Genomic DNA, 12,292 nt, shown 5'->3' with positions numbered 1-12,292 from the left:
CCGGCAGGACTCGGGATCAGTCCGGGACGGTGGCCAGCAGCGCCCGGCTCTCGGCGATGTACCGGTCGCTGAAGGCGGGATCGGAGACCTGCTTCGACGCCTGCAGCGGCGCGCCGTTCTCGTCGTAGTAGATCCCCGTCGCGCCCGACGGATCCGTCACGATCCGGGTGATCACCTTCGCGGCGCGCTTCGAGGTGGTGACGTGCGGGATCACCGTGAGGACCGGCGTGAGCACCCTCGCGATCGCGCGAGCTGCAGCGGGCAGGTCCCCGAGGTTGGACCCGGGGTTCACCCCGGGCTCGATGGCGCGGAACCGGAGGCGCGGGTGCTGCCGCGCGAGGTTGAACACGGCCGCGAGGCTGCCCTGCTTGGACGTGGCGTACGCGTCGAACCCGGGACGGGTGGACCCGCCGGGCGTGTACTCGCCGCGCGCGGCGGCCTCCGCGGAGAGGTACCGCCCGCCGCGGAACCCGACTCGCACCGCGGGCTTCCGCTCGGGGTCCTCGACCGCCGACGCGATGAACACCACGTTCGTCCCGTCGGCCAGCGCCGGGAAGAGCGACTCCGTGAACGCGAGCGGACCGAGGTGGTTGGTCGCGAAGGAGGGGTCCCAGCCCTGCGCGGTGGGCGTGGTGTCCGCGGTCTGGATGCCGGCGTTGTTCAGCACCCCCCGGATGGGCAGGTCGAGCGCGACGACCTCCTTCGCCGCGCGACGGACGCTGACGACGTCCGAGAAGTCGGCGACGACCGCCACCGCCTCGCCTCCCGCGGCCTGGATCTCGGACCGCACCGCGGCGAGCTTCTGCGGGGAGCGCCCGACGAGCACGACGGTGCCGTGCCGCGCGAGCTCGAGCGCGGTGGCCCGGCCGTAGCCGGACGTCGGTCCGGTCACGACCCAGGCGTCTTGTGTCTCAGCCACGATGATCTCCTCGTTCCTGGAACGCGTCAGCCGGCGAGTGCGCGCCACATCGCGTCGAACGCGAGGCCGCTGCGTGCTCCGGCGGGGTCGGGGTCCAGCAGCAGGTCGTCGATGACGGTGTCCGTGATCGACGACATCAGGGCGAGGACGAGGGCGAGCGGCGCGGCGCGCATCGGTCCTGCCTCGGCGATCGCCCTGACCAGCGCGCCGATGTCCGCGTACGCCTCGCCCGTCGCAGCACGGCTCTCGTCGGTGAGGTCCTCGGCGACGCCGAGCTGCGCGAGCGCGCGCCGCTTCTCCGGCTGGGTGGTGCTCCACTCGATCCACCGGTCCCACATGTGCCGCAGCTGCTCGCGGGGACCCGCATCGATCGGCAGGCCGTCGGTCGCGACACGCGCCATCTCAGTCTTCAGCTCGACGTAGAGGGCGTTGACGAGGACCGACTTGGACTCGAAGTAGACGAACAGCGTGCCCGTGGACACACCCGCCTCCTTCGCGATCGACGCCGTGGATGCGCCGAGCCCGCGCTCGCCGAACACCCGGGTCGCGGCCGCGAGCAGCCCGGCGCGGAACGCCGGGTTGCGAGAGCGGGCCATGCGTCCGACCGTAGCGATGAGTGAGCGGTCAGTCAACTATGAGACCTTCGGGGCGGCGGTTGCACCCGCTCGGAGTCGTTTCCGCCGCGTGTGGGACGGCCGGTCCGTCGAACGCATCAGCAACCGGCTGTTCCCAGTCGAACGGCAGCGACGGGCTACTTGAGGGCGCCGCTCGTGACTCCGCTGACGATGCGGCGCTGCGCCACGATGAAGACGAGCACCATCGGGAGGCTCATCAGCACGACGTAAGCGAACACGAGATTCCACGAGTTCTGGTAGAGGTTCGCGCTGGCGATGTTCAGGAGGTTGAGGGGAAGGGTCGCCTTGTCGCCGCCGCCGAGAACGAACGCTGCGTAGAACAGATCGCTCCACGTGAAGAGGACGATCATGATCGTGGCGGTCGCGATCACGGGCCGGATGAGCGGCAGGACGATCTGGAAGAAGACCCGGATGGGGCCCGCTCCGTCGACCCGTGCCGCTTCCTCGAGCTCCGGAGGAAGCGCACGGATGAAGCCGGTGATCAAGAAGACGGCGAACGGCAGGTACATCGACACGTAGGTGGCGATGAGTCCGAGTTGCGTGTTCGCGATGCCGAGGCCGCGGAGCTCGAGCACCAACGTCACGACTGCGGGCGGGATCAGGAGCCCGACGATCACCACCGCGTAGGCCCAGGAGACCAATCGCCCGGTCCGCCGAGCGAAGATCCAGGACGCCATCGAACCCAGCACGAGGATCACGACGGCGGAAGGGATCACGACCAGCAGGCTGTTCACCAGTCCGAGGATCATGCTGCCGTCCACGAACGCCGTCGCGTAGTTCGCTCCTGCGGCGAGGTGCTGCGGAAGCGCCAAGCTGGGCACCTGCGTCTCACCGAGTGGCTTCGCCGATGTGACCAGTACGAGCCAGACGGGCGTGCCGATGAACGCCAGTGAGAGCAGGAGCGCCGCGACCGGCTGCACGAGACGCGTCACCGGCATCGCGCGTCGCCGGGTCTGCGGAGCAAGGGATGCGGTCACAGCACGTTCTCCCGCCTGCGCAGCACGATGATGAGCGGCACGGCGAAGACCACGACGAGCAGGAACAGCACCAGGCTCGTGACGGTCGCCTGCGCGAAGAGTCCTTCACCGAAGATCAGGTACATGTAGACGTTGATCACGTTCGTCGCGTTCCCCGGTCCACCTTTCGTCGTCGCGAGGATGATGTCGAAGGAGCTCAGCGCGCCGATCAAGGCGGTCGCGACGTTGAACGTGACTGCCGGCGCGATCAACGGGAAGCGGATGCGGCGGAACGTGGTCCAGCGGTCCGCTCCGTCGATCCGGGCCGCCTCGACGATGTCTTCGGGCACCGATTTCAGCCCCGCGAGATAGATCAGCATCGACAACCCCATCCACTTCCAGGAGTGGATGAGGGTGAGGATGACGATGGTCCACGTCGTGCTGCCGAGCCACTCGATCGCCACCGGCTGGCCGGAGATCCCTGTCAGGCCGGCGTTGACTGCGCCTTGGGTGTTCAGCAGCCCCTGGAAGACGTAGCCGACAGCCAGCGCCGAGAGCAGCATGGGAAAGAAGAAGAGCAAGCGTGCGAACCGGTTGATCCTCGTGTCCCGCTCGAGCAGAACCGCCAGGGCGAGCCCGGCGACGTTCTGGATGATCGCGACCAGCACCGCGTACTCGACGGTCGCGCGGATCGCCGAGTAGACGGTGCCGTCCTGCAGCACCGCGGCGATGGTGTCGAGACCGACGAAGTCGATCTGCGGTTTGAACGCGGACCAGTCCGTGAAGGGCAGGACGAAGTTGGCGGCGTTCGGCACCACGAACAGGACCACCATGACGAGGACGGCAGGAATCGCGAACCACCAGGGGTAGTTCGCACTGCCCGACGGAGCGCGACGGGAGACGAGGCCCCTGCGCAGCCCGGCAAGGGGCGGCGGGGCGATCGGAAGGCTGGACTTCCTGGTGCTCACCGTCATCGGTGCTCTCCACATCTCGCTCGGGCGGAGGCCGGCCGCAGCGGCGGCCGGCCTCCGATGGGACCGCTCAGAACCCCTTGGCGCCCTGGGCCTTCGCCTGCTGCACGAACTGGCGCTGCATGGCCTGAGCCAGGGTGTCGGGCGTCTTCTGTCCGACGATCATCTCGTTCAGGTAGATGTGGATGTCGGGCGTCGCGATGAGGTACCCGTAGTACATCTGCGTCGCCGTGGGGAACGCTGTTGCTGCCTGCTGCACGATCTCGGGCAGCCCCGAAGGCGAAGGCACGGCCGGCTCGATCGAGGGGTAGCCCTGCGCCTTGATGAACGCCGGGTAGTCCTCGCCGAGCCAGAAGCGGATGAACTGCTTCGCCGCGGCCTCGTTCTGACTCCTGCCGGTCTTGAAGACGGAGACGCCGTTCGTGACGTCGGCGACGAACTGGGCGGTGTCGCTCTTCGCGGCGACCGGGAACCATCCGATCGTGTCGTCGAGCTGCTTCGTGCTGAGCTTCGCGGACAGCAGCGGGACCAGCGCGTCGACCTGCGCCACCATCGCGGCTTTCCCGGACAGCAGGTCGGCGCCCTGCTGGGCGAAGGTGCCCGTCTTGTAGTCCGGGTTGCTGAGGCCGCCCTTGATGACGTCGTCGTCGTAGGTGCGGACGGCGTTCACGAACGCCGGATCCGTCCAGCTCGCCTTGTTCTCGTTGAGCTTCTTCCAGAAGTCGGGTCCGACGACTCCGGACAGCTGCATGTCGACCTGCCACTGCAGCGGCCACTTGTCGCCGCCGGCCTCGTACAGCGGCGCCACGGACGGAACCTTCGCCTTGATCTCCTTGGCGACCGCGATGAAGTCCTCGTAGTTCGTCGGCATCGAGGTGATGCCCGCCTTCGCGAACACGGCCTTGTTGTAGTAGACGCCGAGCATCGACGGCTGCTTGATCACCGCGGAGTAGTGCACGCCGTTGATCACGCCGAGGGTCTGCTCGACCTTCCCGAGCTTCGCGATGTACGGCTCGCCGTCGAGCGGAAGCAGGTTGTTGGCCGGCTGGATGACCGGAAGCGCGCTGACGGAGGGCTGGTAGAACGCGAGGTCGGGCTTGTCCCCTGATGCGAGCTTCGTCGGGACGGTGCCCTCGTACGGATCCGGGATCACGACGGTCTTGATCACCGCGCCGGTCTTCTTCTCGAACGCGTCGATCGGCTGCTTCGCCTCGGTCGCGGTGGACTGGGCGACCCACATCGTCAGGGTCACGCCCTTCAGGTCGGCACTGTCCTTCGCGCCCGCAGGAGTCGTCTGGGCTGCCGAGCAGCCGGCCAGGGCGAGGACCCCGGAAAGTGCCAGGACCAGCCCGGCCGATTTCTTACGCATGCACGTCTCCAAACCTCGTCGTCAGGAAGGGATCGCTACCCGAGGGCGGTGCACCTGGAGCTCCCGATCTTGGAGGAGCCAAGCAGATTTGTACATGGTTGTCAATAGTCCAATTGATCAGGGCCGACAGCATCGAGGTCGGCTGCGCAGCGGAAGCCGACGGTGCTGGATCGGTCGATCGACGGCGCGAAGAGGACGAACTTCGCGCTCCGTTCGGGTAGCAGCGGACCGCTCTCCGCGTACCAGTCCGACCCGGCCACGCTCCGATCCGACCCGCCCTTGAGCACGACGAAACGGGAGTGCCCATCGCTCTGCTCGCTCTCCGTCCACTCCCACACCCGCCGAGCGCCGTAGCCGACTCCGGGCGTGGCGAGCGCGAGCTGCCACTCGTCCTCGGTGGGAAGTCGGCATCCACGCCATCCGGCGTATGCCCGGGCATCATCGAGGTCCACGTACACCACCGGGTCGCCTCCGGTTCCTGGCGCGGGAGCGTCGGCGATCCAGTGGTCGAGGAAGCGCTCGCGGTGAGCAGGGACGTATGCGGTCGCTGAGAGGAAGTCGAGGTACTCATCGTTGGTGACCGCTGCAGGGTCGATCACGATCGGTCGAGTGGGTCGATCCCGAAGCACGGCGATGTCGCCCGTGAGATCGGGGTAGCTCCGGCCGACCAGTGGTGCCCGGTCGTACGCACCGCACTCGCGCAGTCGAAATCGCGCCGGCCCGGCGATCCCTGATGCGACGGTCACCATGTCGGCCGGAGCGGGGTCCGCGGACGAGCGTCGTCCGATCGGCGGCAGCGGATCTCGAACTCGTCGAACGGTCGACGAGTGGCGCGCGACCTCGACCCCGGGGGATGACGAGCCGACCTGCGCCACGAAACCGATCGACTTCGGCCCCAGCACGACGGTCGTCGTGCCCGCAGCTCGCCGGACGCCGCCGAGGGGGGCGGTGAGCACGTCCCCGTCCTGCCCATGCAGCACGAGGGTCTCGTGCACCTCGGCGTCCGAGCGGTTGACGAAGGCCCAGACCGAGATGTCGCCGAGCGTCCACTCGCTGGCATCGACGGCGGCCGACGATGTCTGGACGTACGGCGTCCAGTCCCCCGATGCGAACCATTCTCCATACGCGGAATGGACCGAGCGCATGGAACGCAGCGTGGCTTTGTCGGTCGGATTCCAGGGGAACCAGGACCCGAAGACGTTCTCCCACACCACGACCCCGCTGCCGTTGAGCCAGGCGGTGAAGAGCTCGTCCGCGTGATCCTCGTGCCACCTCCGAACGAGATGCTGCATCTGACGTGGCTTCGCCCACTTGTTGCGCAGCAGCAGGCGCTCGTTCAGGCGTTCCGGCCACTGGGCCCATGACATGAGGTGATCGTGGAGCCCGGACAAGGGCGCCACGTGCTCGGACTGCAGGATCACCTCGGCGCCGGCGCGATCGATCGCGGCGAGCAGCGACGCGGACGCGTCCGCGAGGGTGTCGAGGAAGATCCCGTCGGCGGCGACCTCCACGACGAGTTCAGCGAGGGCGGCCTCGTCGCCCGACGGCTCAGCGCGAGTACCGGTGTCCCAGGGGTTGTAGTCGAGGATCGCCCGAGTCCCCCGGGCGTGGAGGCGCTCGATGATGTCGCGCAGGGCGGAGACGCCCCCCGGGATGTCGCGATAGAAGTCGAACTGGTTCCGGTCGTCGAAGCCGATGCGCGGGTACGCGTGCCACAGGACGAGTGCATCCGCTCGCCCGAAATCCGCCTCGAACAGATCCAGGTACCGTTCGACCTCGAATCGCTGGGTCTCCCGGTCGAAGAACTCCTCGTCCCACAGCATCAGCACGCCGCAGACGAACGCGGTCCTCGCCCAGGCCGTGGTCGTCGCGTCGTACCGCCCGGCCGATGGCATCGCGCCGCGCGCGTCGTCCCTCCACTCACGGACCTGTCGACGCCAAGCCGTCCGCTCCGCGGGGTCGTCCGGAGCGACCTCGAGCGCCGCGAATCGTGCGGCGAGGTCACCGTCGCGAGCGCTCACCGCCTGGCGAGCATCGACGTCACCCGGAGCAGTGCGCTGTTGATCCAGACGTCCGAGTACTCGACAGGCCGACCGTCGCTGAGATAGGTCACCTGCTCCAGGTACTGCACCGCCGTGTCCCGCGGCACGTGCAGCGCGTCAGCGACGTCGTCCGTCGCCGCCTGCGCGCTGAACGTGCGGCGCCCTGAACCGATCCGCAGCCCGAAGCGCTGCTCGAGCGTGCCGAAGAGGCTGCGTTCCGCGAAGTCGACGTGCTCGATGTCGGGTGCGAGGTCGGCCCGGACGTAGTTGTGCAGCAGCGCGAGCGGTCCCGCCGCTGCGGTGCGGAGCCGGACGAGCTTCATCACGCGTTGTCCAGGCATCACGTCGAGGAGCTTGGCGATGGGGCGGGGGGCGTCGAGCAGACTGACCGAGATCACCGACGTCTCCGTCATGATGCCCTGGCTCGCGAGGTCCTCGGAGAGCGTGCTGAGCTTCTGCGCGATCGCAGGCTCGATCACGGTCGACGTCACGAAGGTCCCGCGCCCCTGAACCTGCTTCAGCACCCCCTCCTCGATGAGGGTGCTGAGCGCACGGCGGAGCGTCCCCCTGCTCACGCCCAGTTGTCGGGAGAGCTCCGGTTCGGCCGGGAGTCGGTAGTTCGGCGGCCACTCGCCCGAGGAGATCTTGCTTCGCACAGCGTCGGAGATCTGGATGTGCAGCGACACGGGAACCCCTCGCTGCAGTCCGGCTCCTGGCAGGGCATCCGGCACCGTGCTCACGGCATCCTCTTTCCTCGGGCAGCGGGATCGGGCTGGATCACGGCGCTAGTAACCAGCGACGTCGTCGTCGGTGGATCCTGCGAGTATCGCGACTCCGGCGCTCGTGCCGAGAAGGTCCGCCCCCGCGCGCAGCAGGTCGAGTGCCTGCGCCTGGCTCTTGATGGAACCGGAAGCCTTCACTCGCACGCCGGCGGGCGCCCGATCCTTGAGGAAGCGGACGCTCGCGGGATTGGCGGTCTCGACCGCTCCACTGCTCGCGTTCTTCAGGTACGCGACTCCCGCCTCCAGCGAGAGCTCCACCGCAGCCTCCCGCTCGGCCATCGTGAGCAGCGGAAGCTCGAGCATCACCTTCACCGGAACTCCTGCCGCACGGACGACTCCTGCGATGTCCTCCCGGAACTCGTCGTACATGCCGCTGCGAAGCCACCCGATCTGCACCCCGATGTCGAGCTGGGTCGCGCCGAGCCGGACCAGTTCCGCCGCTTCGGCGGCCTTCCCCGCGCTCGAGGTCACGCCGACCGTGGGGAAGTCGAGCGCGGATGCCACGCCGATCCCGGTGCCGGCGAGCACAGAAGCGACGAGCGGCACCCAGGAGCCGGGGATCATCGCTGCATCGAACCCGTAGCGGATGGTCTCCTCCGCGTGTTCCACCATGTCGTCGCGGGTGGAACCCACCTCGATCCTCGTGTGCTGGATGAAGCGCGCCAGATGGCTGGGCGCCACATCGACTACGGCTGTGCGCTCGGTCTGGTCGGTCATTCCGCCTCCCTCATTCCCGTTCTCGCGTTCCGCTTCCTGTCGGCCGTTCACCGCTGATCACCGGGACGACCCACGTCGATCGCGAACGGCAGCGCGGGAACGACGCCGGGCCGCTGCACGACGAACGCGCTGACCTTGCAGCCGTACCGCGCGGCGGCTTCGAGCGGGAGGCCGACGGCCAACCCGACGGCGACAGCGGCGTTGAACGCGTCCCCCGCGCCGGTCGTGTCGACGACGTCGACCTGCTCCGCGCGGACCCGAGTGATCGAGCCGTCCTCGAGGATCAGCGCGCCGTCCGGACCGAGCGTGATGACGAGGGCCCCTCCGAACATCGAGTGCAGCGCGGCTGCGACTTCATCGGGCGTCGGATCGAGACCGATCCGAGCACCCGCGATCGCCCGTGCTTCCGTCCAGTTCGGCGTGAGCACATCGACCGACGCGAGGACCTCCATCGAGAGGGTGGTCGCGGGAGCGGGATTCAGCACCGTCCGAGTTCCAGCTGCTCGTGCTCGGCGGAGAGCGGCACTCGCAGCAGCAAGCGGCACCTCGAGAGAGACCAGCAGCACATCGGCGGCTTCGATCTCTCCACCGAACCGCCCCACGTCCTCGGCCGTCAGGTCGCTGAGCGCACCCTGATGGAGCACGATCTGGTTCTCGCCCGAGTCCGCCACCACGATCGCTCCCGCCATCGTGCCGGCTGCGCTTCGGACGACGTGCTCGGCGAACACGCCCTCGTGCACCCAGAGGCGCCGTCCCGCCTCGCCGTCCTCGTCGTCACCCGTCGCTGTGAGCAACGCGACGCGAGCGCCGAGGCGGGCGGCTCCGACCGCTTGATTCGAGCCCTTCCCTCCGAGGTCGAGACGCCGTTCGCTCGCGATGAGTGTTGCGCCAGGCGTGGGGAGGTCGGTCACCCGATAGGTGGTGGCGACGCCGTACCCTCCGACGACCGCGATGCGCATGAAAACAATGTGTACCAGGACAACCGTGAACAAGCAATTGCGGATCACGCCGGGTGGCGATGAGGGGACCCCGACTGAGAAGCCCATCGCACCGGCGGCCCGGCTGAGGGGGATCGTGTCCGTGGGCACGCGCCAGGCGCACACTCCCGCCGACGGACGAGCCCCGCGCCCTGTCGGTCGTCGCAGGCGCCCGAGAAGACGCGGATCTGGGAGCGGAGGCGCTCCGACTGCGGAGGGCGTGGGATTCGAACCCACGAGACATCGCTGCCTACCGGTTTTCAAGACCGGGTCCATCGGCCGCTCGGACAGCCCTCCAGAGCCTCAGACGATACCGGCGGGCTCGAGTGAGCGAGTTGCGGACATATGCATACGTCGTGGCGCACGCAGATGTCCGCAGGGCACACACGTGCTGCGGGCCCATCATGGCTCATGGCCTCGAACGCGCGCATGACGCCGGAGGAGGCGGCCCGCATCCGCAGGCAGGACGCCGCCGGACGGCTGGACCACGGCGATCCGGAGGTGCGCCGGGTGCTGGACGAGGCGAACCGCACCTCCGTGCGCGCGCACGTCTACGGGCGGGACGCGGCGGCACGGCGGACGACCCGGGTCTCGCTGCTCGTCACGGCGGGCGCGGCTGCCCTGTTCGCAGGCGGGCTCGCGCTGCACTTCCTGCTGCTCAGTCCCTGATCGCCCACCCCGGATGAGGTGCCGGAGCGGCGGGGTTCGCGGATCCGCAGAAATCCGGCGGCGCGCCGGCGGGCGGCGCCTCCGGGCGGCGTGTCGGGTAAGAACTGCGGATCCGCGAGCGGGCGGCTCAGGGGAGGGAGTCGAGCACCCTTGCGAGGCCGTCGTCGCGGACCGAGCGGGCGGTCTCGTCCGCGGAGGCGATGACCTCCGAGGGCGCCTGGCCCATCGCGACGCCCCGCGCTGCCCACTCGAGCATGTCGATGTCGTTGCGCCCGTCGCCGACCGCGACGGTCAGCTCGTGCGGCACCCCGAGTCGGCCGCGCACCCACTCCATCGCGGTCGCCTTGTTCACGCCGTCCGGTGCGATGTCGAGCCAGGCGGTCCAGCCGACCGCGTAGCTGACGCGGGACAGACCCATCCGCTCCACGACGCCGAGGAACTCCTCCATCGCGTGGTTCGGCGAGATGACGACGATGCGGGTCGCGGCGACCTCGAGCAGGCCCTCGAAGGGGACCTCCTCGCTGTCCTGGCCGACAGCCGCCTCCGGGAAGCGGGAGGTGTAGCGGAAGTACCCCTCCGCGTCCTCGACCGCGTAGCGCGCGTCCGTGAGCGAGCCCGCGATGGTCGTCAGCACCTGGGACGGGTCGAACGTCTCGATCCGCTCGCGGCGGTACCCGTCGGGCGCGGCGGCGTCGCGCTGCAGGGTCACCGCACCGTTCGAGCAGACGAGGTACTCGGGGGTGAGCCCCAGCTGCTCGAGCACGGGCGTCGTGGAGGAGGAGGACCGACCCGTTGCGAGCATGACCTCGTGCCCGCGGTCCTCGGCCGCGAGCGCCGCCCGCCGCACCGCGTCCGACATGAAGCCGTCCTCGTGCAGGATCGTGCCGTCGATGTCGAGGCCGACCAGGTAGCGGTCGGTCACGACAGCGGCTGCAGGGTGGTCAGCCCGCCGAGGAACGGTCGCAGCACCTCCGGCACGACCACCGACCCGTCCGCCTGCTGGTGCGTCTCGAGGATCGCCGCGATCCACCGCGTCGTCGCGAGGGTGCCGTTCAGCGTCGCGACGGGCGCGGTGCGGCCGCTCTCGGTGCGGTGGCGGATCGCGAGGCGGCGCGCCTGGTAGGTCGTGCAGTTCGAGGTCGACGTCAGCTCGCGGTAGGTGCCCTGCGTCGGGATCCACGCCTCCACGTCGTACTTGCGGGCAGCGGAGGAGCCGAGGTCGCCGGCGGCGGTGTCGATCACGCGGTAGGCGAGCCCGAGGTCGGTCATCATCCGCTCCTGCATCGCCAGCAGGCGGGCGTGCTCCTGCTCGGCCTCGGCCGGGTCGACGTAGGAGAACATCTCGAGCTTGTCGAACTGGTGCGTGCGGATGATGCCGCGAGTGTCCTTGCCGGCGCTGCCCGCCTCCAGCCGGTAGCACGTCGACCAGCCGGCGTAGCGGAGGGGGCCGCCCGTCAGGTCGACGATCTCGTCCGAGTGGTAGCCGGCGAGCGCGACCTCGCTGGTGCCGGTGAGGTACAGGTCCTCGCCCTCGACCTTGTAGACCGCGTCGGCGTGCTTGTCGAGGAACCCGGTGCCGCGCATGATCTCGGGCTTCACGAGCGTGGGCGTGATGAGGGGCACGAAGCCGGCCTCCAGCGCCCGGTCGAGGGCGAGGTGCATCAGCCCGAGCTCGAGGCGGGCGCCGACGCCCCGGAGGTAGGAGAACCGGGCGCCGGACACCTTGGCGCCGCGGACCATGTCGATCGCCCCGAGCAGCTCCCCCAGCTCGAGGTGGTCGCGGGGCTCGAAGTCGAATGAGGGAACCTCTCCCACCTCGCGCAGCACGACGTAGTCAACCTCGCCGCCCTCGGGCACGTCGGCGAGCACGACGTTCGGAATCGCGCCGACCGCCTCCTCCGCCACCGCCTCCGCCGCGGACGAGCGCTCGGACGCGGCCTTGACCTCGGCCGAGAGCTGCTTCACCTGGGCGAGCAGCGCCGGGCGCTCCTCCTTCGCGGCGGCTCCGACGCGCTTCGAGAACACGTTCTGCTCGGCGCGGAGGCGCTCGAACTCGGCGATGGCGTCCCGCCGGTCCGCGTCCGCCCGCACGGCTGCGGCCACCAGGCCGACGTCGGCCCGCCGAGCCCGCTGGGAGGCCTCGACGACCTCGGGCGCCGAGCGCAGCAGCTGCGGGTCGATCACCTGCTCAGCCTATTCGGGGCGTTCTCCTCAGAGCGCTCTCACAGACCGCTCAGCCCCCGCCCGGGGCACGC

At 69.3% G+C, this 12,292-nt stretch carries 12 protein-coding genes and 1 tRNA gene; 1 reads left to right on the top strand and 12 read right to left on the bottom strand.

From position 1 onward, the window contains the following. Positions 1-16: 16 nt before the first annotated feature. The 10 genes from ACFE60_RS01730 to ACFE60_RS01685 form a co-directional block, all read right to left on the bottom strand. Positions 17-919, bottom strand: a complete 903-nt coding sequence (locus ACFE60_RS01730; RefSeq protein ID WP_375387110.1) for an SDR family NAD(P)-dependent oxidoreductase — start codon at positions 917-919, stop codon at positions 17-19. Between the two features lie 26 nt (positions 920-945). Next, a complete protein-coding gene (locus ACFE60_RS01725) occupies positions 946-1,515 on the bottom strand; it encodes a TetR/AcrR family transcriptional regulator (protein WP_375387109.1) in 570 nt (189 codons plus the stop codon). A 155-nt stretch (positions 1,516-1,670) separates the two neighbouring features. Beyond that, the gene (locus tag ACFE60_RS01720) at positions 1,671-2,492 is read right to left on the bottom strand and encodes a carbohydrate ABC transporter permease (protein WP_375387108.1); all 822 of its coding nucleotides are present in this window, start codon (positions 2,490-2,492) and stop codon (positions 1,671-1,673) included. A gap of 35 nt (positions 2,493-2,527) precedes the next feature. Next, positions 2,528-3,343, bottom strand: coding sequence for a carbohydrate ABC transporter permease (locus ACFE60_RS01715; protein WP_375387107.1), 816 nt, complete (start codon positions 3,341-3,343; stop codon positions 2,528-2,530). A gap of 208 nt (positions 3,344-3,551) precedes the next feature. Continuing rightward, a complete protein-coding gene (locus tag ACFE60_RS01710; protein WP_375387106.1) occupies positions 3,552-4,850 on the bottom strand; it encodes an ABC transporter substrate-binding protein in 1,299 nt (432 codons plus the stop codon). 101 nt (positions 4,851-4,951) lie between these two features. Further along, positions 4,952-6,745 (bottom strand): formylglycine-generating enzyme family protein, encoded by a 1,794-nt coding sequence (locus tag ACFE60_RS01705; protein ID WP_375387105.1) that lies wholly within the window; start codon positions 6,743-6,745, stop codon positions 4,952-4,954. Positions 6,746-6,867: 122 nt separating this feature from the next. Next, on the bottom strand, positions 6,868-7,578 hold the full coding sequence (locus tag ACFE60_RS01700) for a GntR family transcriptional regulator (protein ID WP_375387104.1): 711 nt from the start codon (positions 7,576-7,578) through the stop codon (positions 6,868-6,870). Between the two features lie 99 nt (positions 7,579-7,677). Further along, complete coding sequence (gene deoC, locus ACFE60_RS01695; RefSeq protein ID WP_375387103.1) at positions 7,678-8,391, bottom strand: deoxyribose-phosphate aldolase; 714 nt, start codon at positions 8,389-8,391, stop codon at positions 7,678-7,680. Between the two features lie 47 nt (positions 8,392-8,438). Continuing rightward, on the bottom strand, positions 8,439-9,479 hold the full coding sequence (locus tag ACFE60_RS01690; RefSeq protein WP_375387102.1) for a ribokinase: 1,041 nt from the start codon (positions 9,477-9,479) through the stop codon (positions 8,439-8,441). A 101-nt stretch (positions 9,480-9,580) separates the two neighbouring features. Next, positions 9,581-9,665, bottom strand: a tRNA-Ser gene (locus ACFE60_RS01685). Positions 9,666-9,779: 114 nt separating this feature from the next. On the opposite strand from ACFE60_RS01685, the gene ACFE60_RS01680 reads away from it, so the two are divergent. Continuing rightward, complete coding sequence (locus ACFE60_RS01680; protein WP_375387101.1) at positions 9,780-10,037, top strand: hypothetical protein; 258 nt, start codon at positions 9,780-9,782, stop codon at positions 10,035-10,037. 127 nt (positions 10,038-10,164) lie between these two features. Here ACFE60_RS01680 and ACFE60_RS01675 read toward each other — a convergent pair whose 3' ends face one another. Together ACFE60_RS01675 and serS are read right to left on the bottom strand one after the other, a co-directional pair. Continuing rightward, complete coding sequence (locus tag ACFE60_RS01675) at positions 10,165-10,959, bottom strand: HAD family hydrolase (RefSeq protein WP_375387100.1); 795 nt, start codon at positions 10,957-10,959, stop codon at positions 10,165-10,167. Further along, positions 10,956-12,221, bottom strand: a complete 1,266-nt coding sequence (gene serS, locus ACFE60_RS01670) for a serine--tRNA ligase (protein ID WP_375387099.1) — start codon at positions 12,219-12,221, stop codon at positions 10,956-10,958. The genes ACFE60_RS01675 and serS overlap by 4 nt, the downstream gene beginning before the upstream one ends. Positions 12,222-12,292: the final 71 nt, after the last annotated feature.

It is taken from the genome of uncultured Amnibacterium sp. (assembly GCF_964245895.1).
Taxonomy (GTDB): domain Bacteria; phylum Actinomycetota; class Actinomycetes; order Actinomycetales; family Microbacteriaceae; genus Amnibacterium.
The sequence above is the reverse complement of the archived record's forward strand: the minus strand, read 5'-3'. Positions and strand labels throughout refer to the sequence as shown.